Below are 23,357 nucleotides of genomic sequence, written 5' to 3' on the forward strand. Positions count from 1 at the left end.
GGCGCGGTGGGCCGCGTTCAGAAAGGGGCGCGCTCAGAACTGATAGCGCACGCCGATCTGGCCGTTGTAGTCGTGCTTGAGCTTGCCGGCGAAACTGCTTTCCACCTGGCTGTAGAGGCGCCAGTTGGCGGACAGCCTGGCGTTCAGCGACAGGTTCACCAGATAGCGGCTGTCGTCCGCCATCGGCTTGCGCAGCACGTCGTCCGGATTGCCGTTGTTCACGATGTCGACGCTGCCGCCGCGCCGCAGGTTCTGCAGCCGGAACAATCCGGCGGACACGGCCAGCGCCTGTTGCTCATCGGACTGCAGGTTCAGGCCGACGGCCGCGCCGATCTTGGCGTAGACCGGCCGGCTGGCATTGACGCGCACATCGACGCTGTCTTTGCCGCCATGCAGGGTGTAGCCGCTGGTGGCGCCCGCGACGACTTCGGCCGATGGCTCGATGAAGGCGCTGCCGTTGAACAGGTTCTGCCGCCATCCCGCCTGCACGCTGGCCAGCAGCGAGGTCGAGCGCGCACTCCGCGCGCCAATGTCCAGTTGGCCCGGGAACTGGTAGGTCTGGTTGGTTTTCAGGTACTTGGCGACGACGTCGATGAACGGGCCGTCCTCGTGGATCAGGGCGTAGTAGAGACCGATGCCGCCCGTGGTGTGCCGCTCCGACAACTGGCCTTCGCCCTGGCCGGAACCCTGTGTGTAGCTGCCCATGATGCCGTATAGCTGCCTGCCCTGCTTGCGGTCGAGGCCGAATTGCAGCGTGGTGTGCTTCAGGCGGATCTGCTGGTAGTCGGCCCGTCCATGGCTGGTCTTGATCCAGAGTCCGGCGTCTTCATTGAGCTGGCGCACGTCGCCCAGGCGCTTGTCGAGCTGGTTGGTTTCGAGCACGAAGGCGACGCGCGGCAGGCTGGCCAACGCGCCGGTGCGGTCGATCTGCCGGCGCACCTCGGTGATCTGTCGGATGGTGCTTTCGTCCGCCGCGACGCCCGCCTGTCCCAGGCGCTTGATGATTTCCTCGCGCGACCGCAGGCTGTCCAGCTCGGTCAGCCTCAACGACACGGCCGTGAACAGCGACAGGCCGGGCCTGGCCTGCGCGCCGCCGCCGGCATCCGGGGTGACGACAAGGACGGGATCGTCGGCGGGCTGTGGCGCGGGTTCGGTTGCGGCGGTATCGCCGGGGGCTTCAGGTGAGCCGGAGGAATCGCCCGTTTGCGGCGTGTCGGTGGCGCCGGGGTTGGTGGCGGGGCCGGGATTGACGCTGGGCGCGGGATCGACGGGGGCATCATCGTTGCCGTCCGTTTGCGGCGTGTCGTTGGTCCCGGGTTGGGTGGCGGGGTCGGGATCGCCGCCGGGCGCGGGATCGACGTTGGCATCGTCGTTGCCGCCCTGCGGCGTCTCGATCTCTGGCGTTTCGGCGGGCTTTTCGACCGGCGGGTCAGCAGGTTTTTGAACCGCCCTGTACGCCAACTGCCATTTTTTCTCCGTGTCGGTGCTGACGATTTCAAGGTTGGGTACGTAGACGGTCAGGCCCTGCGTGACCGAACCGGTCTTGAAATAGCTGTCGGCCGTGCTCACGGGCGCGGACGCCAGCAGCAGACTGCCGCTGGCGTTGTCCGGCACCTCGCCAGGAACCAGGAGCGTGAGGTCCAGGCTGTTGTCATCGCCCACCGCCTCGGTGGCGACGTGGATGCTGTCGCTTGCGCCGTCCTGGGGCCGCGCGGTCAGGGCGAAATGCACGCCGCTGGCGTTCAGGGTGCCGGTTTGCAGGGTGCGCGGCGTCCAGTCGGCCGCCTGGGGCCGGGACAGCTCCACGCGGCCGCCCGTCGGCAAATGCAGCGCGTCGAACTGGCGATCCTGGCTCAAGCGCCAGGGGGCGTCGCCGCGCATACTGATGAACCACCATTGCCGCTGGTCGCCGTCATGGCTGACCGCGAGGCCGCCGAGCCACGGGTTGGTGTCCTCGCTGGCGCTGGCCGTGCCATGGATGTCGGCCCGCTCCAGTTGAAACAGGTCAGCCGGCGCAGAGGAGGGGGCGCTCAGCAACAGGTCTTCGCGCGCGACTGGCGCGGCGCTGGCGGGGCGGTCGCCGAAGTCGGTGATCCGCAAGCGGTTGCCGCTGCCGCTCAGCCCGGTGGTGATAATCAGGCGGTCATGATCGCCTCCATTCGGATCGACCCGCAAGGCAAACGTGCTGTCCGTCGCGGCGACGGTGTCGGCCGTCAGCGTGTAGGCGGACGGGCTTGCCGCCGCTGGCGACAAAATGCCGGCCACGTCGGGGCCGGACTGCGCCTGCGCCATGAATCCATTCCGGGTCTGGGTCATGTCGTCGAAGCTCAACAGCGCCTGGGTCGCCTGGAGTTGTTTCAGCGTGGAATCGCCCGTGACGATCCAGTGGGCCTTTTCCTGGATCCGCATGCTGGCCTGCGCCGCGTTCACGCTTCCCGCGTAGATCGTTTCCGGCGCGTCGGTCGTGGCCGAGGCGCCCAGCGTGATGCGGCTGGCGGCCGGGCTGGACAGGTCGCTGAACGAATGGCTGCCCGGCGCCAGATACAGGTTCGCATTGTCGCCCTGCAACGCGATGGCCTGGGTGAAGTAATGGGCCGGGCCCGCGGACGCGCCGGACAACGTCAGCGCCGCGCCGTCCGCCAGCGTGACGGCGCCGTCGTCGTACCAGCCGCCCGAGGCCTTGAGATGCGCGCCGCGTTCCAGCGTCAAGGGACTGCCGGCGAACCGGCTATGACCTGTCAGCACCGCCTGATCGGAAAGCACGCTGACGGCGCTGCCGCGGGCGTCGATGGCGCCGTTGAATCTCTCGCGGATTTCCAGCGTGGAACTGTCCTGCAAGGTGACCTTTCCGTGGTAGCTGCTCTTGTCGGCATCCTTGGCGGCGATGGAGGTGCCCCGTTCCGGTTCCTGCGCCAATGGGCCGCCGTCGTTCTTGTTGATGTACAGCGACGGGCTGCCCAGGATGACCCGCGCGCGGCGCGCGTCGATGTCGCCCTGCAGCGTGGCGTTGCGCGCCAGGCGGAAAGTGGTGTCCGTCAGCGCCAGCTTGCCGAGGGTGAAATGGCGCGTTTCCCAATCCGGCTGGTCGAACGATACGGATTGAGTCAGGACCGAGTCATCGCCGAGATCCCGCAGCATCTGGGCGACATCCGGCGTATTGGTGGCATGGATGACGGGATGCCCCTGGAAAACCACTTCGCCCTGGCGCGCGCTGACGGCGTTGTCGCCAATGGCAATGTCGCCGTCGGCGATGAAGGCCGTGTTCGCCTGGTTGACGATGTCGACGTCGAGATTGTCTTTCAGGGATCCGGCAAAAATGAATGCCGTGCGAGGGGGAAAGTACTCCCGCTTGCGCGCATTCGCGATTTCCAGCGCGGGATCCAGGAATTGTCCGGCGTATTCCCAATAATCGTCGCTGGCTTGGGAAGCCGTGGAGGGAACGGTGGCGAAGCTGTTCTGCTTCAAGACAAAAAAGCTGAGGCCGCGCTTGTACAGGTCGCCCCGCGATCCGGTGCCCGCGCGCGACGGCATGATGATGTAGTCGGTGACGGCAGCGGGGCCGACCGGGCTCAGGTTGACCGTCACGCCGGCCTTTCGGGCGGCGTGGTTGGCGATCGTGGCGCCATGGTCCAGGGCGTTGTCGGCGAGCTGGTTGAACGTGATGTCGTTGCCGTTGATGTCCAGCACGCCGCCGCGCGCGCCCCACTGGATGCGGTCGGGATTGACCTGCCTGGCGTCGCCCAGCACGACTTCGGCGCGGCCGCTGGCAATGGTGATGCCGGCGAATGCCTGGACCTTGTCGTCAGCGCCTGGCTGTTGCGCGAGGATGACCTTGCCCTCACCCACGCGCAGGCCGCCCGGGTTGACGCCGGTGCCGCCGATGGCCAGGGTGCCGGCGCCGATCTTGTGCAGGTTGTCGCCGGCTACGCCATTGACGTTCCACGCGACCGTGACGTCCTGCTTCACGTCGATGCCCGCGCCCATCCAGGTCTGGTTCGTGTCGGGGGAAACGGTGTAGTCGTTGTGGAAAGTCAGCGCGCCGGCGCCCTGGTTGACCGAGTCTTTCAGGCGGATCTGGCCCGCGCCCGTGCCGCTCGCGGTGCGAAAGGCGAGGTTCTTTCCCGCATCCAGGCCAGGGAAGTCCAGCGCGCTGTTGGCCAGCGCAAACGTCGGCGACTTCTTGTAGCCGTGCATGGCGTAGGCGGGGCCGGCGGTCTGTTGCAGGGCGCCCGTGCCTTGCGTACTGTCGAAGGTCCAGGCCAGCGCCCCGTTGCCGGCCGTGTGGATGACGTCCGGATCGTTGTCCTTCTTGAGAATGCCGTCGATGAAGTCATCGGGCAGGTGCGACCAATAGACGTAGCTGCCCTGTTCGGACATTTTCAGGTCCGCCGCCGTGCCGGCGACCACCCATTGTGCCTTCGCGGCGTCCCAGGCAAACAGGGGGGAGCCGCTGTCGCCTTGCTCCACGTATGACGGCAGCAGGCCCTTGTCTCCCTGGGCGATGACGAAAGTCTCGTTCGACCAGGTCGGCGTCACCATGCCGCCCGTCGCCCATCGGTAGGCATAGCCGAGATAGTGCTCGCCGTCCTTGAGGGGCTTATTGGCAGGGTTGGGATCTTCCCCCGCCATGTTGACGCCCAGGTCTGGATTCGGGCCGACGAACTGGATACCCATGCCGACGCGGTAGAACAACGGAAACTGTTGGCGCTGCACCTCTGTCCAGCGATCCTTGTCGTTGCCGTCCAGCGCCGGCACCGGCGCCCGCGCCACCACGGACCTGGCGATGGGCGCGACGTCGGTCACCAGTTTGCTCATGCGGGTAAGGTCGAAATCCCATTCCTGGGTGTAATCGCGGATCGCATGATAGTCGGGATGCGGGTCTCTCCTGACCTGCGAGTAGACCGTGCCGCCGAAGCGGGCCTCGTCGTGATCGACGTTGTGCGCCACGCCCACGGCGTATTGGGGCGCGATCAGGGTTTCAATGGCGCGATCGTTGCTGACGCTGGAAAAATCGATGAACGGGATGGCGGCGCTTGAATGGCCGCGCAGCGTGCCATCCTTGTTGAGGATGGGAATGCCCAGGGCGCCGGGCTGGAAGGCCCCCTTGTTCTCGGCGAAATCGCGGTAGGTCTGGTAGGGAATGTCGATGCTGACGTAGCTGGCGCAGGCCGCGCCCGGCAAGAGGGCGGCGGCCAGCAGGGGCAGGCAGGCCGCGAGCGCCGCGCGCCGGCCTTGCCCGCGAGCGCGCCGGGTGGCGCCGATGGTCGAGCCCCGCTTGCGCGCGCCGCAGACTTCGGAGACCGGGACCAGCAGGTTTTGATGGTTGTACTTGAGCGAGTGGATCTTGTTCATGAGGAGAGGGGGCATGCGCCAATGGAGAGCGCAGGGGCGGGCATCGGGGGGGCGGTCGGCATCGCCTCGAGCAGGCGAAGGGTGTTTGCCGGGCCGCGCATCGTGGGATGGGATTGAACTTGAGTTTGGCGAGCCTGGCGTCGCAATCGTCGATAAATCAGACGGCTTCAACCTCACGGCATCGGACCAGCGGATGCGACCGAATTCCTGGTAATGTTCTGCAACCCTGGAACCTCCCATTTGCAGAGATGCGTCGCCCGCCGCTTGCCATGCCGTCGCCCCGCGCCAATCCGCCATGCCTCGCGCCGCACGCGGCCGCCGCCCTGTTGGGCGACCGATTGCCCGCGCGGCTGCTGGTGCCTTATCTATTGGCGGCGCTGGCGCTGGCGATCGCCTATGGCGCCAGCTTCCTGCTGGTCGATGCCTTGCGCGCGGCCGGCTTTGACGCGGCCGATGCCGGCACCGTCATCAGCATTGGCACGGTGGCGACACTGATCGGGGCCGGCGCGGCCGGCAGGCTTGCGCAGCGCGCCGGCATCCTGCCCGTGATCGCGGCGGCCGCGGTGGTCATGGCGCTGGCGATGGCCTGCTTTGCCGTGGTTGGCACGGCCGGCATCGGGATGGCCTATGCCGGCGGCGTGCTACTGGGGCTGGGATGGGCGCTGTTCTACATGCTGGCGCCGATCCAGTTGATCCATTGCCTGAAGCCGGCGGCCCGGCTGGAGGCCCTGACCCTGTTGTCCGGTTCGCAGATGCTGGGTCTGGGGCTGGCCGCGCCGCTCGGCCATTTCCTGGCGGACAGGTTCGGCGGCGCCGCGTTCGCCTTTGCCGTCTATGCGGCGCTCAGCGCCGTGGCGGCCGCATTGGCGTGGCGGCTGCGGCGCCCGCTGGCGCGCCTGCCGCAACTGCCGCTGGACGCCGTGGCGCTGACGCCGCCGGCGATGGCGCGGGTGCTGGGATCCCGGGCCGCGTTGCCGGTCCTGATGATGGCCTTGTCCGCCTGTACGTTTGCCGGTTTGTCCACTTTCCAGAGCCTGTACGCGCGCCCCTTGCGGTTGACGCCGGATACGTTCTTCTTGACCTTCACGCTGACTACGGTGGCGCTGCGCTTTTCGGTGGCTTCGCTCATCGGCAAGCTGCCGTTGCGGCCGCTGGCGCTGTGCCTGTTCCTGTTGACCCTGGCGGGCATCGCGCTGCTGGCGCTGAACCCCGGCAGCGTCTGGCTCTATGTCGGCGCCACCGTGCTGTTCGCCACTGGCTATGGCCTGACGTATTCGACCCTGAACGCGATGGTCGTGAACCTGGCCGGCGAGTCGAACCTTTCCATTCCGGTGGCGTCGCAGGTATTCACCCTGGGCTACTTCGCCGGGGCGTTCGGCTTTCCGTACGTCGCGGGCAGGCTGATCGCCGGCCACGGCATCGGCTTCGCGTTGGCCGCGATGATGGCGCTGATCGCGGTCAACATCGCGATCATCGGCGTGGTGCTGCTGCGGGGCCGCCAGGGCTGACCGTCGCGGCGTTCGCGCCGGGCGGCGTCATGGCGACGCCCGGCGCACGGAGGCCATCAGGGCTGCCCGGATGCCTGCTTCTTCCACAGCTCCCAGGGGCGGTTCATGACGCCCGCCATCATGTCGTCGGCCATGGCGGCTTCCTCGTCGGACAGGTAGGTGATCTCGCCGTTCAGGCCGATGGCCTTCTGCTGGAGCGCCGCATTCATCTCGGTGTAGATGGCGCGGTAGACCGCCACGGGGATGTCGCCGCCCACCGCGACGAAGCCATGTCCGCGCATCAGCGAGACCTTGCTCTGGCCCAGGGTCCGCGCCAGTTCGCGGCCATGGTCGCGATTCCTGACGAGCATGTCGGTGTGGCCGAAGCAGCAACGGATGTCGAACACCGGGGCGCCGGCGCCGAGAAACCCCGCCATGTGATAGATCGGGCGCAGGCGCACATTCGATCCGGCATAGGGGATCACCGACGGCGAATGGCTGTGGACGACGGCCTGCACGTCGGGCCGCGCGCGATAGATCTCGCCGTGGATGTAGCGCTCCAGATAGGGCTTGCGCGCGTCCGCGCCGGCCGGCTCGGAGGTCTCGTCGAATTCCATGATGTCCTGCGCGGTCACCAGTTCCGGCGCGAGCGAGCGCGACAGCAGGAAGTGCGCGGGATTGCCCGGGTGGCGGACGCTGACATGGCCGAAGCCGTCAAGAACGCCGAAACGCGCCAGGATGCGGTTGGCGGTGACCAGGTCGTCGATGACCTGTTGGTGTTGCGTGGGGGTGCTCACGTGATTTTTCCCTTGTCGTTCGTGGTGGCTATTGGGCGTCCAGCGAAATGCCGGATCTGCTGGCCAGCGCGCTGTACAGGCCGAGATCGCCGTCAAGCTGCCGCGCCATCGCGGCCGGGCCGGTCTCGACTGCCTCGTAATAGCGGTCGCGGAATTCCTGCTGCACCGCCGGGTCCTTCATCGTCGCGGCTACGGCCTCTTCGAATTTCGCTTTCACGCCCGCCGGCAGATCGCGCGGCCCGAGGATGCCGAACCAGACGGAGATGTCGAGGTCGCCGAAGGGCGCGGTCTCGGCGATGGCGGGCACGTTCGGCAGGAACGAGACCCGCTGCCTGGATGCCACCGCGATCATCCGCAGCTTGCCGGCGTCGGCGTGGGGCGCCAGGTTGGGAATGGTGCTGAACAGCACCGGCACCTGGTTGCCCAGTCCGTCGTTGATGGCGGGCGCGCAGCCCTTGTACGGCACGTGGACGATGTCCAGCTTGGCCATCTGCTTGACCGACTCGCCCACGAAATGCTGGGGCGTGCCGTTGCCGCAGGACGAATAGCTCAGCTTGTCCTTGTTCTGCTGGATATAAGCGACCAGTTCCGGCACTGTCCTGGCGGGAATGGCGGGGTTCACGCCCAGCGCGACCGGCGCCGAAACCAGCAGCGAGATCGGCGCCAGGCTTTTCTTTACGTCCGGCGTGCCGCGCATCTGCAGCGCGGCGTTGATCGTCAGCGTGCTGTTGGTCAAGAGGAAGGTATAGCCGTCAGGCGCCGCGCGCGCCACCTGCTGAGCGCCGATGTTGCCCGAGGCGCCCGGCTTGTTATCGACAATGACGGTCTGGCCGCCCAGCCGCTGCGGCAGTTTCGCCGCCACCAGGCGGGCCACGACGTCAGCGCCGCCGCCCGCGGCGAAGGGCACGATCAATGTGATGGGCTTGGCGGGATAGGGGGCCTGGGCCCACGCGGGCGCACCTCCCAGCGCGAGCGCGATGGCGGCGCCCAGCCGCCAGCGCCTCGCCATGCGTGGCTTGGTCATGTTGATGTCTCCGTATGGTGTTTTTATGTGGAGCCATTATCTGGACCCGGCCATGCGAGTTCCAATGAAAAAATATTATTTTCCATACGATGCCGCGTATGGCTGTATGGGCCCGCAGGGCTATGGCGCCGTCATCGGTGGCAGTCAGGCGAGGCGTGGCCTCACCGTGATGGCGCGGCGAACGGCGTCCTCACGCGGCGGCCCGCAGGCGGAAGCGGTGCACCACCTGTGCGAGTTTCTCTATGCCCGGGCCGATATGCTCGGCGCGGATGGAGGTGAAGCCGACGCGCAGGAAGTTGCGCGGCGCGCCGGCGGCGTCCATGAAGAACACCTGGCCCGGCTCCACCACCACGCCTTCGGCCTGCGCCGCCTGCGCCAACGCGGTGGCGTCCAGCCATTGCGGTCCCCTGAGCCAGCACGATGACGAGCCGGTGATGGGCACGGCGGTGAAGTCGGGCAGCCAGCGCGCCAGCGCATCGGCGAGCTCGGCGCCGCGCTTCTGGTAGGCCTGCGACTGGCGCCGCAGCAGCGAATGGTGGTGCCCCAGCGAGATGAACAGCGAGAACGCGCGCTGGATATAGGCCGATGGGTGGCGCAGCATCAGGCGGCGCAGCGCGCGCAGTTCGGCGGTGAGTTCGCGCGGCGCGACGATGTAGCCGATGCGCAGCCCCGGCGCGAATGACTTGGCCAGGCTGCCGACGTAGATGACGCGGCCGTCGCGGTCCAGGCTCTTGAGCGCCGGGATGGCGCCGTCGCCCCAGCGGCTTTCGCTTTCGAAGTCGTCTTCGATGATGAGGCTGTCGGCCCGGCGCGCCAGCGTCAGCAGTTCCTCGCGTCGCGCTGGCGACAGGGTCACGGTGGTGGGGCACTGGTGGCCCGGGGTGACGAACACGTAGTCGCAGCCCAGCAGTTGGGTGCCGGTGCGCAGGCCCTGGTCGTCCACCGGCAGCGGCAGCAGGTGGCGGGTATGGCTGGCGAAGATGTTGCGCGCGTCCGGGTAGCCGGGGTCTTCCATGCCGACCACGGTGTCCTCGTTGACCAGCAGGTCGGCCAGCAGGTAGAGCGCGTGCTGGGCGCCGACGGTGATGACGATCTCCTCGGCATCGGCCCACACGCCGCGGCGCGGCAGCACCTGGGTGCGGATCTGTTCGATCAGCGCGGGATCGTCATGGGTGATGAGGTCGGGCGCCCAACTGCGGATGTCCAGCACCGACAGCGCCTTGATGCAGCATTCGCGCCAGTCGGCGGTGGGGAACAGGTCCTGGTCGAACTGGCCATAGACGAAAGGGTAGGGCTGCGTTTGCCAGTCGCGCGGCTTGACGATGTTGCGCTGGCGGCTGGGACGAAAGCGCAGCCGCTCGTCCCAGCGAACGTGGTCGACCGACGAGGCGGGCCCGCTGTCCATGCTTGGAGGCGCGGCGCGCCCTTCGAGCACGCCGTCGTGGACGAAATGACCGCTGCGTTCGCGCGATTCGAGGTAGCCTTCGCTGACCAGTTGCTGATAGGCGAACACCACGGTGTTGCGGGCAATGCGCAACTGGTCTGCCAGGTAGCGGCTGGATGGCACCGGCGCGCCGGGCGGCAGGTGCCCGCTGAGGATCGCCGACACCAGCATCTGCCGCACGCGGCCCTGCAGGCTGAGGTTGGGGGCGCTTTCCCGTTCGAACAGGCGTTCCCACAACACAGGCTTGAGCATCGAGGCCTGGCTGGACATGGCGGCTCCTTGTAGGGGGCGCGTCTGGCCCGGTCGGCACGCTGGAGCGGCCGACACCGGGGACGCGCTCCCAGGATAGAGTAGCCGTGCGAAAAAAAGGAATGCGGGATTGCCCTGTCGATGGGCAGGGTTTGGGCGTATCGGCGCAAAAATGGAACGGTGAGCGTCCTAGACCCGTCCCTTCCAAGGAATTGCGAACCTCTCCAGATACCGCACCAGCAGATCGAACGCGAAGGCGAACACGCCGATCACGATGATGCCCATGATGACCGTGTCGCTGGCCAGGAACTGCGCGGCGTTCAGCACCATGAAGCCCAGCCCGCGATCGGCCGCCACCATCTCGGCGGCCACCAGCGTGGTCCAGCCGACGCCGATGCCGATGCGCATGCCGGTGAAGATCTCGGGCATGGCGGCCTTCAGGATCACGTGCCAGACGATCTGCATGCGGCTGCCGCCCATGGCGTAGGCGGCGTGGATCTGCTCGATCGACACCGAGCGCACGCCGGCGCGCGCGGCGATCGCCATGGGCGCGAAGATGGCCAGGTAGATCAGCAGGATCTTGGGGAACTCGCCGATGCCGAACCAGATGATGATGAGGGGCAGGTAGGCCAGCGGCGGCAGCGGACGGTAGAACTCGATCGGCGGATCGAAGATGCCCCGGGCGTAGCGGTTCACGCCCATCAGGATGCCGACCGGAATGGCGGTGGCGCAGGCCAGGAAGAAGGCCGAGAACACCCGCGTCAGGCTGGCCAGGGCATGCTCGGCCAGGGTCGAGTTGGCCACGCCGTCGGTCATGGCGGATACGAACTTGCCGTACACCGCCTGCGGCGACGGCAGGAACAGCGGCTTGACCCAGCCGGCGTTGGTGGCCAGGAACCACAGCGCCAGCAGCGCGATGCTGGTCAGCAGGCTGATGTGGCCGCTGTAGCCGGCCCCGGGCGCGCCGTACACCTTGCCGGGCGCGGCGGGCCGGCGGCCGCCCAGCCCGCTAGGCATGGACGGCCTGCGCGTCGGCGGCGGCAAGTTCGTCGCCGTAGATGATGCCGAGGACTTGTTCGCGCATGGCGATGAAGTCGGGACTTGATTTGATGCCGCGGCCATCGCGCGTCTCCAGGTAGCGCCGGTTGAAGTCCGGCTGGAAGGTGTGGGTGATGCGTCCGGGGCGCGGCGACATGACGATCAGCCGCGAACCCAGGAACAGCGCCTCTTCCACGCTATGGGTGATGAAGAAGAACATCTTGCCGGTCTGGCGCCAGATATCCAGCAGCAGCTCCTGGATGGTCTCGCGCGTCAGCGCGTCCAGCGCCGCCATCGGCTCGTCCATCAGCAGCATGGCCGGATCGCAGGTCAGGGCGCGGGCGATGCCCACGCGCTGCTGCATGCCGCCCGACAACTGGTAGATCATGTGGCGGTGGAAGTCCTTCAGGCCCACCAGCTCCAGGTTGCGGCGCGCGCGGGCGCGCCGCGTCTCCTTGTCCACACCCTGCAGCTTGAGGCCGAATTCGGTGTTTTCCAGCACGTTCAGCCAGGGCAGCAGCGCGTGCTTCTGGAACACCACGCCGCGGTCGGCGCCGGGGCCGGTAATGGGGCGTCCGCCCAGCGTGATCTCGCCGTCGGTGGGTGACAGGAAACCGGCCAGGAGGCTCAGCAGCGTGGTCTTGCCGCAGCCGGAGGCGCCCAGCGCGACGACGAATTCGCCGGGTTCGATGGTCAGGTTGACGTCCTGCAGCGCGATCACCGGTCCGCTGTCGTGCAGGCCGGGGTAGGTGACGCTGACGTGGTCCGCGCGCAGGGCCTGCGCGGCGGGCGTGGCGGGTGGAGTCATGCGGGGTCCCCTTGCATGGTGCGACGCCCGCGGCCAGGCGGGCGCCGGGACCGGGCGCGGCTTGCGGCGCGCCCGGCGTCTCGCCGCGGCTATTTGGCGGCCGCTTTGGCGTACTGGTCGGTGACGTGGGCGCTGTAGTCGTCCAGCGCCTTGTCGATCTGCTTCTGGTCCTTGAGGAATTTGGCGCTGGCGGCGAAGGCGCGCGCGGCGCCCGATTCCTTGCCGCCGCCCAGCCATTCGGGCGAGGCCTGTTCCTGGGCGGTGGGGAAGGTCAGCAGCGTGAGCGCGGTGGCGACGTCGTCAGGCTTGCCGCCGATCAGCTTGACGATGCTCTTGACCTGCGCCGAATCGGCGGTCCAGGCGGCCGGGTTGGCGCGATAGGCAGCGTACGACTTGGCCAGCACGGTGGTGAAGGCGGCCATGAACTTGGGGTTCTTGGCGGCCCAGGCGCGATCGACCACCAGGCCGTCGAAGGTCGGCACGCTGGCGCGGCCGATGGCTTCGGAGTCGGCGATGACCTTGCCCGTCTTCTCGATCTCGGTCAGCGCGGGCGGCCAGACGTAGGCGGCGTCGATGTCGCCGCGCTGCCAGGCGGCCACGATCTGAGGCGGCTGCATGTTCAGGATGCGCACGTCGCGCGGGTTGATCTTCCAGACCTGTTCCAGCCCCACCAGCAGGTGAAAGTGCGAGGTCGACACGAACGGCGTGGCGACGCGCTTGCCCTTCAGGTCGGCGGTGCCGTTGATGCCCGAGCCGTTGCGCGCCACCAGCGCTTCCGACTTGCCGATGTTGTCCAGGATCCAGAACAGTTGCAGGTCGACGCCCCGGGTGGCGGCCGAGGTGATGCCGGTGGAGCCGAGCACGCCGACCGGCACGTTGCCCGAGGCCAGGGCGGTGGAAATGTCGCCGCCCGAGGTGAACTGGCGCCAGTCGACCTGGTAGCCGGCGTCTTTCAGGGCGGCATCGAAGCTGCCGTCGGCGATGGCGGTCAGGAAGGGGCCGACGATGAGCTGGTAGCCCACGGTCAGGCGGGTCTGGGCGTGGGCGGGCGCGGCCAGCAGGGTGGCGGCCAGGCCGGCCAGGATGCCGCGGCGGATGAGGCGGTATAACGCGTTCATGGGTGATCTCCGATAGAGAATGGGCCGCGCCCCGACGCGACCGGCTTGTGCCGGTGCGGCCTGTGGTGCCAGTTTGCCCGGATGGGGCCACAGCGCTAGGGCCAGATGCCGTATTCGATAGGAGCCAAGGGGGTTGCCCCACCTTGGGGCGGCGGCCCCGGGCGTCCTACGTCTTTTGGGGGAGGGGGGGCGGAACAAGGGTGCGAGCCGGGCGGACCCTTGCCGTCAGGTCTCGCCGTGACCGGCGATCCCGCTCGTCGCGCTAGAGCCTGAAATGCCGCCGCAGGGTCTGTTCCAGCAGGTCGGTGGCCGGGGCGGTTTGCGCCGAGGCCGAGCGCAGCAGAACGATCTCATGCGCGGCAATGGCCGGCAGCGTGTCCAGCACCCGCATGGCGCTTGTCACCCGCGAGCGATCGATCAGGCTGACGGCCAGGCCCGACTCGACGCAGGCTTCGACCGCCTGGCTCGACGGACTGCTCAAGATCGTCCGCCAGGCCAGGCCCGCGCGATCCAGGCTGGTGGTCATTGCCTCCCGGTAGGGGCAGTGCGCCGCGTGCAGGGCCAAGGGCAGGGGATCGGGCAATGGCGTCCCCAGCCTGGCGCTTCCCACCCACACCGGCGTGGTCGAGGCCAGTGACTGCGGGTCCGGCCGCCGGGCCATCGCCTGCGCCGCCAGCGCCAGATGCAGGCGACCGCGCCCGACCTGGTCGCGCAGCGCCAGGCTGGGCGCCGTCGTCACTTCCAGCACGACGCCCGGCCAGTCCGCGGCGAACAGCGGCAGGATGTCGCGGATGACGTGGGCCGCGTACTCGTCGGGCAGGCCCAGCTTGATACGGCCGGCAAGCGCCGTCCCCTGGATACCGCCCAGCACCCGGTCGTGCACGCGCAGCAGCTCGGCCGTGCTGCCCAGCACGCGCTGGCCCAGGGGCGTCAAGGTCACCGACTGGTTGTCGCGCTCCAGCAGCCGGCCGCCCACCACGGCCTCCAGCCGCTGGATGTGGACACTGACCGCCGCCGGGCTGCGGTGGACATGTTCGGCGGCGGCGCGGAACTGCCCCAGCCGGGCCACGGCATGGAATGTGCGCAACAGGTCGATATCCAGGGAGGCGCTCATGGTTTTGATTTCATGAATCAGATGGCAAATATATTTTGATTTATTTGATTATGGCCTGGCTTTAAGGTCAAGGGCATGAGGACGCCCACCACGAGCAAGCCAGCCATGCCCCGCCGGGACGCCCGTAACGCCACATTCGCCCCGGGAACGGCGCCGCGCGCCGCCCTGGCGGCCGTGCCCCTGCTGGTCCTGGAGGCCGCCTTGATCGTGACGTGGAGTTCGGGGTTTGTCGGCATGCGCTTTTCGATCGATCACGCCTCGGCTTTCCTGGTGGTGTTCTGGCGCTGCGTGGTGGTGGCGCTCGCGCTGCTGCCCTGGGTGGCGGGCGAGCTGCGACGCACGCCGCCGGCGCTGCTGCTGCGCCACGCCGGCATCGGCCTGCTGGCGATGGCGGGCTATCTGGCGGGCGTTGCCAAGGGCATTGAGTACGGGGTGCCCGCGGGATTGGCCGCACTGATCGCCGACCTTTTGCCGATCGGCACGGCGCTGCTGGGCGTCGGGCTGCCTGGCCAGCGCCTGCGCCGGCAAGCCTGGCTGGGATTGTTGCTGGGATTGCTGGGCGTGGTCCTGGTCACGCGCGATGCCCTGGCCTGGGGCGGGACGCCCCTATGGACCTACAGCCTGCCGCTGCTGGGCATGCTGTCGCTGGCGCTGGCCACCCTGTGGCAGAAGCAGGCCGATTCCCCTGCGTCCATGGGGCTGCTGTCCAATCTGTGGGTGCAATGCGCGATTTCGGCGGTGGCTTTCGCCGCGTTGGCGGGCAGGGAAGGCAGCCTGCTGCCGGTTGCCAGCGCGGGGTTCGCGCTGAGCGTGCTGTGGACAGCGGCGCTGTCGACGCTGGGCGGCTACGGCCTGTATTGGATCTGCCTGCGGCGCTCGTCTCCCACCCGTGTCGCCAGCGTGCTGTACCTGAGCCCGGCGGTTACGCTGGTGTGGGCCTGGGCCATGTTCGGCGAGCCGCTGTCCTGGCTGATGCTGGTGGGCACGGCCGTGTCTGCGTGCGGCATCTGGATGGTCGTGCGGAACGAACCGCGCTAGCGCTCGCTTCGTGCGCCGACAAAAAAAGCCGGTCCCGAGGGGGCCGGCCATTCCCGGGCGACGCCAGGCGCGCTTCAGCGGATCAGGCTGAGGAACTCGGCGCGGGTCGACGGGTTGTCGTGGAACTCGCCCAGCATCACCGAGGTGACCATCGACGAATTCTGCTTTTCGACGCCGCGCATCATCATGCACATGTGCTGGGCCTCGATGACCACCGCCACCCCGGCGGCGCCGGTGACGGACTGCACCGCCTCGGCCACCTGGCGGCTGAGGTTTTCCTGGATCTGCAGGCGGCGGGCGTACATCTCGACGATGCGCGCCACCTTCGACAGGCCCAGCACCTTGCCGTTGGGCAGATAGGCCACATGCGCCTTGCCGATGAAGGGCAGCATGTGGTGTTCACAGAGCGAATACAGCTCGATGTTCTTGACCAGCACGATCTCGCGCGTGTCGGAGGTGAACAGGGCGCCGTTGACGATTTCTTCCAGATTCTGGTTGTAGCCGCGGCACAGGTGGCGCATGGCCTTGGCCGCGCGCGCCGGCGTGTCCGCCAGGCCTTCGCGGGACGGGTCTTCCCCCAGTGCTTCGAGAATGGCGGTGTAGTGACTTTCCAATGACATGGGAACTCCTGGGGGCTGCGCGCCGGCGATGGCGATGAACACGCAAGTCTACTCCAGCGCGGGCCGGCTTCGCAGCCGGAAACCTGACGGCCAGAGGGGTTATACGCCGCGGTTTTCCACCGCGTATTTGATCAGTTCGGCCTGGCCGTCGATGCCCAGCTTGCGCTTGATGTTCAGGCGGTGGGTTTCGACGGTGCGCACCGACAGCCCCAGCGCCTGGGCGATCTGCTTGTTGGCGTGGCCGCTGGCGATGTGGCGCAGCACGTCGCGCTCGCGCTGGGTCAGCAGGGTGGCGGGGGCGCTGGCCTGCGACAGGCGCAGCGACACGGCGGCGCTGAAGTAGGTGCGGCCGGTCATGACCGCGTCGATGGCCGCCAGGATCTCCTGGGCCGGCTCGTCCTTGAGCAGGTAGCCGCGGGCGCCGGCGCGCACCGCCTGCACCATGTATTCGGCGTTGTCGTGCATCGACAGCACCAGCACCGCGATCTGCGGATAGCGTTCATGCAACTGCGCGGTCAGCTCCAGGCCGCCCACGCCCGGCATGTTCAGGTCCATCAGCACCAGTTGCGGCAGGGTGCCGCCCAGCGGGTCCTCAGCCAGGCAGGCCTGCAGGAAGGCCAGGGCGGCGGCGGCGTTGCCGGCTTCGCCCACCACCTGCAGGTGCGGCACGGTCTCGAGGCGCAGGCGCAGGCCGTCGCGCACCAGCGGGTGGTCGTCGATCAGGAGCAGTCGGATGGGGGAGCCAGGGTCGGTCATGCGGGTCGGGAAGCGTCGGAGGCGTCGGAGAAGGGCGGCGGCAAGGGCAGCCAGGCCTGCAGGGTGGTGCCCTGGTCGGAGGTATGGAAACTGAGGCTGCCGGACAGCGCGGTCATGCGTTCGCGCATGTTGCGCAGGCCGATGCCGCGGCGCGGATCCTGCTGCACCTCGGCGTAGTCGAAGCCGTGGCCGTCGTCATGGATGGTCAGGCGCAGGTCGCGTTCGGTGTAGGCCAGCGTCAGGTCGGCGCGGCGGGCGCCGGCGTGGCGCACGACGTTGGTCAGGGCCTCCTGGGTGACGCGGAACAGGGCGGTGGCGTATGCGTCGGGCAGCTTCACCGGCCGGCCCTGGGTCGACAGGCGCACGGCCAGCGGCGCGGCGCCGTGCTGGCTGGCGCCGACGAATTCGCGGCCCAGGTGTTCCAGCGCGGCCGGCAGGCCCAGGTCGTCCAGCAGGGTGGGGCGCAGGTTGTGCGAGATGCGGCGCACTTCGCCCACGGCGGTATTGAGGCGGTCGAGCGCGCCGCCCAGCGGCGTGTCGATGTGCGCCAGCGCGCGCGGCTCGGCGCCGAGGGCCTGGCGCAATCGTTCGCGGGCGGCCTCCAGCGCCAGCTTGATCGACACCAGCACCTGGCTGATGCCGTCGTGCAGCTCGCGCGACAGGCGGGCGCGTTCGTCTTCCTGCGAGCGCACCAGTTGCTGCGCCATCAACCGCAGCTTGGCGTCGGACTGGCGGTGGTCGCTGATATTGAGCGCCAGGCCGCAGGCCGCCACGCCGAGGATCGAGACCGCGGCGATGCCGGCAACCCAGGCGAACATGTTGCGGATGTTGGACTGGGCGGCGGCGTCGATGTGCGCCAGGGTCTGCTCGACGTCGTCCAGGTAGATGCCGGTGCCCAGCATCCAGCCCCAGCGTTCGAGCACCACCACGTAGCCGAGCTTTTCCACCATCTGGTGGGTCGAGGGCTTTTCCCACTGGTAGTGCACCGCCTCGCCCTGGCTGCCGCCGCGGCGGGCCGCCGTCAGCAGGTTCTGGATCACTGGCTGGCCGCGGGTGTCGCGCAGGTTCCAGAGATCCTGGCCGACCAGTTCGGGCTGGCGCGGGTGCATCAGGTTCCGCCCTTGCAGGTCGTAGACGAAGAAATAGCCGTCGTGGCCGAATTCCATCTGTGCCAGCAGCGCCAGCGCGCGCTCGCGGGCGGCGTCGCCGTCGCTGGCGTCCTGCAGCGGGGCAATCGCGCTGTAGGCCAGGCTGACGTAATGGCGCAGCTCGCTTTCCTTGCTGCCGAGCCAGGCGCTTTCCACCACTTCCTTTTCGCGCTGGGCCAGTTGCAGGCCCTGCACGTAGACGGCCACGGCGATGGCCGCCAGCGCCACCAGCAGGGGGACGGCGGCCAGCAGCAGGATTTTCAGGCGCAGCTTCATCAGGGGATTTGTATCAGCGCCGAATGCGCGTGTTGCGGTGCATCAAGGGAAAAAGGCCCACGCCGGACAGGAGTCCGCGCCGCCGATTTTACGATTCCCGCGGGGAATATGCTGCGGCGCATTCCGTAGTACCACGTAGGGGGCTTGCGTAGTTCCGCGCTTGTTGCGCCCCGGGCAAACCGAAATACTAACGCCCGCGTCGACCGGACGCCGTGCGGACGTTCGCGCCCGCCACCCTACAACAATGAGTCTGCCTACCCGCGGGACGAAAAAAGCGTTTCACGCCAAAAGCATGGCGGGAGGCAAGAGGAGCACTTATGCAAACCAGCAGTAAGGGACTGGGTCAGCACCTGGTCTGGCTGGCGGTTGCGGTCCTGGGCGCGTTCGCGCTGGGCACCGTGGCGCTGGCCAGAGGGGAGACCATCAACGCGCTATGGGTGGTGATTGCCGCCGTCTGCGTGTACTTGATCGCATACCGCTATTACAGCCGCTTCATCGCCAACAAGGTGTTCCGCCTTGATCCCACGCGCATGACGCCGGCCTGGAAGTACAACGACGGCCTGGACTACGTCCCGACCAACAAGCACGTGCTGTTCGGCCACCACTTCGCCGCCATCGCCGGCGCCGGCCCGCTGGTCGGCCCCGTGCTGGCCGCGCAGATGGGCTACCTGCCCGGCATGCTGTGGATCCTGGCCGGCGTGGTGTTCGCCGGCGCCGTGCAGGACTTCACCATCCTGTTCATCTCGACCCGCCGCGACGGCCGTTCGCTGGGCGACCTGGTCAAGTCCGAGCTGGGCAAGATCCCGGGCGTGATCGCGCTGTTCGGCGCCTTCATGATCATGGTCATCATCCTGGCGGTGCTGGCGCTGATCGTGGTCAAGGCGCTGACGCACTCGCCGTGGGGCACCTTCACGGTGGCCGCCACCATTCCCATCGCGCTGTTCATGGGCGTCTACCTGCGCTACATCCGCCCGGGCAAGATCGGCGAAGTGTCCATCATCGGCTTCGTCGGCCTGATGGCGGCGATCACCTTCGGCCAGGACGTGGCCGCGCATCCGGTCATCGGCCCGATGTTCGACTTCGACGGCAAGGGCCTGACCTGGATCCTGATCGTCTACGGCTTCATCGCCTCGGTGCTGCCCGTGTGGCTGCTGCTGGCCCCGCGCGACTACCTGTCGACCTTCCTGAAGATCGGCACCATCGTCGGCCTGGCCATCGGCATCGTGGTGGTCGCGCCCGAGCTGAAAATGCCGGCGCTGACGCAGTTCGTGGACGGCTCCGGCCCGGTGTGGTCGGGCAACCTGTTCCCGTTCCTGTTCATCACCATCGCCTGCGGCGCGGTGTCGGGCTTCCACGCCCTGATCTCGTCGGGCACCACGCCCAAGCTGATCGAGAACGAAACCCAGGCCCGCTACATCGGTTACGGCGGCATGCTGATGGAGTCGTTCGTCGCCATCATGGCGCTGGTGGCCGCTTGCGTGATCGAGCCGGGCATCTACTACGCCATGAACAGCCCGGCCGCCGTCATCGGCACCACGCCCGACCAGGTCGCCCAGGTGGTGTCCAGTTGGGGCTTCGTGATCACCCCGGCCGACCTGGTGCAGACCGCCAAGGACGTCGGCGAAAGCACCATCATCTCGCGCGCCGGCGGCGCGCCGACGCTGGCCGTGGGCATGGCGCACATCCTGCACCAGGCCATCGGCGGCCCCAGCATGATGGCGTTCTGGTACCACTTCGCCATCCTGTTCGAAGCGCTGTTCATCCTGACGGCCGTGGACGCCGGCACCCGCGCGGGCCGCTTCATGCTGCAGGACCTGCTGGGCACCTTCGCGCCGTCGCTCAAGCGCACCGAGTCGCTGCCCGCCAACCTGATCGCCACCGGCCTGTGCGTGGCGGCGTGGGGCTACTTCCTGTACCAGGGCGTGGTCGATCCGCTGGGCGGCATCAACACGCTGTGGCCGCTGTTCGGCATCGCCAACCAGATGCTGGCCGCGATCGCGCTGACGCTGGGCACCGTGGTGCTGTTCAAGATGAAGCGCGACCGCTACGCCTGGGTCACCGTGCTGCCCACGCTGTGGCTGCTGGCGTGCACCCTGACCGCCGGCTGGCAGAAGCTGTTCCATGCCGACCCCAAGGTCAGCTTCCTGTCGCACGCGGCCAAGTACAACGCCGCCATCGCCGAAGGCAAGGTGCTGGCCCCGGCCAAGTCGCTGGCGGAAATGTCGCGCGTGGTGCTGAACGACTACATCAACGCCGGCCTGTGCGCGATCTTCATGTTCGTGGTGGTCAGCATCGTGGTGTTCGGCATCCGTTCGGTGATGCGCGCCCGCGCCGAGAACCGGCCGACCGCGCGCGAGACGCCCTACGAAGCGCTGCCGGCCATGGCCGCCGGCGCGGACTGACGCAAGGAGGCGCCGCCATGCTGTTTTCCAACATGACCTCGGCGGCCGGCGCCGCCGGCCGCTACCTCGGGCAGACCCTGCGGTTGATGGTCGGCGTGCCCGACTACGAGAACTACGTCGAGCACATGCGGCGCACCCATCCCGACCAGGAGCCCATGAGCTACGAGGACTTCTTCCGCGAGCGGCAGGACGCCCGCTACGGCGGCAAGAAACGCATCGGCTGCTGCTGACGGGCCACGGCTCGTCGATCGCGATGGCAAAAGGCGCCGGCTTTGTCCGGCGCCAATGGCGTTCAACGGGCGTGCTTGCGGGCCCCGGCCACGCAGACGACGGCGGCCAGTGTCACCAGCAGCATGGTCCAGTTGACCTGCTCATGCAGCAGCAGCGCCGCCAGGCCCAGGCCCATGAAGGGCTGGAACAACTGCAACTGGCCTACCCCGGCGATGCCGCCCTGGGCCAGGCCGCGATACCAGAACACGAAGCCGATCAGCATGCTGAACAGCGACACGTAGGCTAGGCCGATCCAGCCGGCCGCGGTGACCTGCGCGAACGACGAAGGCAGGGTCAGCAGCGCAAGCGGCAGCATTGCCGGCAAGGACAACACCAGCGCCCAACTGATGACCTGCCAGCCGCCCAGCGTGCGCGAGAGCCTGGCGCCCTCGGCGTAGCCCATGCCGCAGACCACGATGGCGGCCAGCATCAGCAGGTCGCCCTTGAGCGACACGTCCAATCCGCCCGTCAGCGCGTACCCCACCACGAAGGCCGAGCCCGCCACCGAGAACAGCCAGAATGCCGGCCGCGGCCGTTCGCCGCCGCGCAGCACCGCGAACACCGCGGTGGACAGCGGCAGCAGGCCGACGAACACGATCGAATGCGCCGAGGTGACGTGCTGCAGCGCCAGCGCCGTCAGCAGCGGAAAGCCCAGCACCACGCCGATTGCCGTCAGCATCAGGGCGGGCAGGTCGGCGCGCCGCGGTCGCGGCTGGCGCAGCAGCCACAGCAGGGCCCAGCCCAGCGCGGCGGCGATGGTGGCGCGGGCGCAGGTGAGGAAGATGGGGTCCAGCTCCGCCACCGCCACCCGCGTCGCGGGCAGCGAGCCGGCGAAGATCGCCACGCCGATGAAACCGTTGATCCAACCGCTGGTTGCCTTGTCCATGCACTGCTCCGCGCAAAGCGTCCAGTGAAGCATCCGGACGCCGCGTTTCCCAGAGACAGTCCAGTACAATTTAAAATAACTGTTATGCAAAACAGTCCAGTACGGATGGAGGCGAAATGACATCAGGCGGCACCCGGATCGAGGCGGTCATGGCGCAGGTGCGATCGCGCATCGCATCGCGCGCGTACTCACCGGGTGCGCGCCTGCCGTCCGTGCGCGCGCAGGCCGGCGCCATGGGCCTGTCGGTGTCGACGGTAGTGGAGGCGTATGAACGCCTGGCCGCCGAAGGCAGCATCACGTCGCGGCCAGGTTCGGGCTTCTACGTCGCCGGCCCGGTGGCGCCGCTGGCGCTGACCGAGATCGGCCCCAAGCTGGACCGCGAGATCGATCCGCTGTGGGTCTCGCGCCAGTCGCTGGAGGCCGCGCCCGACGCGCTGCGGCCCGGCTGCGGCTGGCTGCCGGGCGACTGGATGTACGAGTCCGGCATCCGCCGCGCGCTGCGCGCGCTGGCCAAGTCCGATTCCCTGGAATTGACCGATTACGCCACGCCCCTCGGCCACCCCGCGCTGCGCCAGGTCCTGTCGCGGCGCCTGGCCGCCGCCGGCATCGAGACCGCGCCCGAGCAGCTCATGCTGACCGAGTCCGGCACCCAGGCCATCGACCTGATCTGCCGCTTCCTGCTGGAACCGGGCGATACGGTGCTGGTCGATGATCCCTGCTATTTCAATTTCCACGCCTTGCTCAAGGCCCACCGCGCCTGCGTGGTCAGCGTGCCGTACACGCCACACGGGCCCGATGTGGCGCGTTTCGAGGCGGCGCTGCGCGAGCACGCGCCGCGCCTGTACATCACCAATTCGGGCATCCACAACCCCACCGGCGCGACGCTGTCGCCGCTGGTGGCGCACCGGCTGCTCAAGGCCGCCGACGGCGCGGGGCTGGTGATCGTGGAAGACGACATCTTCGCCGACTTCGAACACACGCCGGCGCCGCGGTTGGCGGCCTTCGACGGCCTGTCACGCGTGATCCAGATCGGCAGCTTTTCCAAGACCATCTCGGCCTCGCTGCGCTGCGGCTTCATCGCGGCGCGCGGCGACTGGATCGACAGCCTGGCCGACCTGAAGATCGCCACCACGTTCGGCGGCGGGCGGCTGGCGGCCGACGTGGTGTTCCGGACCTTGACCGACAGCGGCTACCGCAGGCACATGGAGTGGGTGCGGCAGCGGCTGGCCGAGGAGCGCGACAGCGTCACGGCGCGGCTGCGGGCGCTCGGCATCGTGCCGTGGCTGCAGCCGAAGGCGGGCATGTTCCTGTGGTGCCGCCTGCCGGCCGGCATTGACGCGGCGACGGTGGCGCGATCCTGCCTGCGCGACGGCGTGGTGCTGGCGCCCGGCAACGCCTTCAGCGTGTCGCTGAGCGCGGGCGACTGCCTGCGCTTCAACGTGGCCCAGTCCACCGATCCGCGCGTATTCGACACGCTGGCGCGGGCGTTGGCCGCGGCGCGCTCGGCGTGAGCGGTCCCGTGGATGGGGC

The 23,357-nt window shown here is 68.2% G+C and carries 17 protein-coding genes; 5 read left to right on the plus strand and 12 right to left on the minus strand.

The annotated features are described in order from the left end of the window. Positions 1–33 precede the first annotated feature (33 nt). Positions 34–5,367 (minus strand): S6 family peptidase, encoded by a 5,334-nt coding sequence (locus tag SB816_RS12300; protein WP_410547058.1) that lies wholly within the window; start codon positions 5,365–5,367, stop codon positions 34–36. A 254-nt stretch (positions 5,368–5,621) separates the two neighbouring features. On the opposite strand from SB816_RS12300, the gene SB816_RS12305 reads away from it, so the two are divergent. After that, positions 5,622–6,860 carry an MFS transporter gene (locus SB816_RS12305; RefSeq protein ID WP_343718940.1) on the plus strand — a complete coding sequence of 413 codons (1,239 nt, stop codon included), beginning with the start codon at positions 5,622–5,624 and terminating at the stop codon, positions 6,858–6,860. A 56-nt stretch (positions 6,861–6,916) separates the two neighbouring features. Here the strand turns inward: SB816_RS12305 and SB816_RS12310 are convergent, their stop codons facing one another. The 7 genes from SB816_RS12310 to SB816_RS12340 form a co-directional block, all read right to left on the minus strand. After that, a complete protein-coding gene (locus tag SB816_RS12310) occupies positions 6,917–7,636 on the minus strand; it encodes a class II aldolase/adducin family protein (RefSeq protein ID WP_175143798.1) in 720 nt (239 codons plus the stop codon). 28 nt (positions 7,637–7,664) lie between these two features. Next, entirely contained in the window at positions 7,665–8,660 is a 996-nt protein-coding gene (locus tag SB816_RS12315; protein WP_054504290.1) for a tripartite tricarboxylate transporter substrate binding protein, read from the minus strand. A 190-nt stretch (positions 8,661–8,850) separates the two neighbouring features. Further along, positions 8,851–10,374, minus strand: coding sequence for a PLP-dependent aminotransferase family protein (locus tag SB816_RS12320; RefSeq protein ID WP_410547059.1), 1,524 nt, complete (start codon positions 10,372–10,374; stop codon positions 8,851–8,853). A 168-nt stretch (positions 10,375–10,542) separates the two neighbouring features. After that, on the minus strand, positions 10,543–11,370 hold the full coding sequence (locus tag SB816_RS12325) for an ABC transporter permease subunit (RefSeq protein WP_063583226.1): 828 nt from the start codon (positions 11,368–11,370) through the stop codon (positions 10,543–10,545). Continuing rightward, the gene (locus tag SB816_RS12330) at positions 11,363–12,199 is read right to left on the minus strand and encodes a taurine ABC transporter ATP-binding protein (RefSeq protein ID WP_049074125.1); all 837 of its coding nucleotides are present in this window, start codon (positions 12,197–12,199) and stop codon (positions 11,363–11,365) included. The genes SB816_RS12325 and SB816_RS12330 overlap by 8 nt, the downstream gene beginning before the upstream one ends. A gap of 89 nt (positions 12,200–12,288) precedes the next feature. Then, complete coding sequence (gene tauA, locus SB816_RS12335) at positions 12,289–13,317, minus strand: taurine ABC transporter substrate-binding protein (RefSeq protein ID WP_175146797.1); 1,029 nt, start codon at positions 13,315–13,317, stop codon at positions 12,289–12,291. Positions 13,318–13,579: 262 nt separating this feature from the next. Next, positions 13,580–14,431 carry a LysR family transcriptional regulator gene (locus SB816_RS12340; protein WP_116792651.1) on the minus strand — a complete coding sequence of 284 codons (852 nt, stop codon included), beginning with the start codon at positions 14,429–14,431 and terminating at the stop codon, positions 13,580–13,582. A gap of 105 nt (positions 14,432–14,536) precedes the next feature. Between SB816_RS12340 and SB816_RS12345 the strand changes: the two genes are divergently transcribed. Next, positions 14,537–15,469, plus strand: a complete 933-nt coding sequence (locus SB816_RS12345; protein WP_244976947.1) for a DMT family transporter — start codon at positions 14,537–14,539, stop codon at positions 15,467–15,469. A gap of 74 nt (positions 15,470–15,543) precedes the next feature. On the opposite strand, the gene folE is transcribed toward SB816_RS12345, so the two are convergent. The 3 genes from folE to SB816_RS12360 all read right to left on the minus strand — a co-directional run bounded on the left by folE (position 15,544) and on the right by SB816_RS12360 (position 18,269). Further along, positions 15,544–16,089: a GTP cyclohydrolase I FolE gene (gene folE / locus SB816_RS12350; RefSeq protein WP_026383761.1), complete on the minus strand. Its 546-nt coding sequence runs from the start codon at positions 16,087–16,089 to the stop codon at positions 15,544–15,546. A 99-nt stretch (positions 16,090–16,188) separates the two neighbouring features. Beyond that, on the minus strand, positions 16,189–16,845 hold the full coding sequence (locus tag SB816_RS12355; RefSeq protein ID WP_006387204.1) for a response regulator: 657 nt from the start codon (positions 16,843–16,845) through the stop codon (positions 16,189–16,191). Continuing rightward, positions 16,842–18,269: a cache domain-containing protein gene (locus SB816_RS12360; RefSeq protein ID WP_144657586.1), complete on the minus strand. Its 1,428-nt coding sequence runs from the start codon at positions 18,267–18,269 to the stop codon at positions 16,842–16,844. Before SB816_RS12360 ends, SB816_RS12355 begins: the two co-directional genes overlap by 4 nt. A 317-nt stretch (positions 18,270–18,586) precedes the next feature. Between SB816_RS12360 and SB816_RS12365 the strand changes: the two genes are divergently transcribed. Further along, positions 18,587–20,671, plus strand: coding sequence for a carbon starvation CstA family protein (locus SB816_RS12365; protein ID WP_410547060.1), 2,085 nt, complete (start codon positions 18,587–18,589; stop codon positions 20,669–20,671). 17 nt (positions 20,672–20,688) lie between these two features. After that, positions 20,689–20,901, plus strand: coding sequence for a YbdD/YjiX family protein (locus SB816_RS12370; RefSeq protein ID WP_100504858.1), 213 nt, complete (start codon positions 20,689–20,691; stop codon positions 20,899–20,901). A 62-nt stretch (positions 20,902–20,963) separates the two neighbouring features. On the opposite strand, the gene SB816_RS12375 is transcribed toward SB816_RS12370, so the two are convergent. Beyond that, positions 20,964–21,827: a DMT family transporter gene (locus SB816_RS12375; protein ID WP_175143806.1), complete on the minus strand. Its 864-nt coding sequence runs from the start codon at positions 21,825–21,827 to the stop codon at positions 20,964–20,966. 116 nt (positions 21,828–21,943) lie between these two features. On the opposite strand from SB816_RS12375, the gene SB816_RS12380 reads away from it, so the two are divergent. Beyond that, a complete protein-coding gene (locus tag SB816_RS12380) occupies positions 21,944–23,338 on the plus strand; it encodes a PLP-dependent aminotransferase family protein (protein WP_395756557.1) in 1,395 nt (464 codons plus the stop codon). Positions 23,339–23,357: the final 19 nt, after the last annotated feature.

Source organism: Achromobacter sp. SIMBA_011, assembly GCF_046535435.1.
Classification (GTDB): domain Bacteria; phylum Pseudomonadota; class Gammaproteobacteria; order Burkholderiales; family Burkholderiaceae_B; genus Achromobacter; species Achromobacter dolens.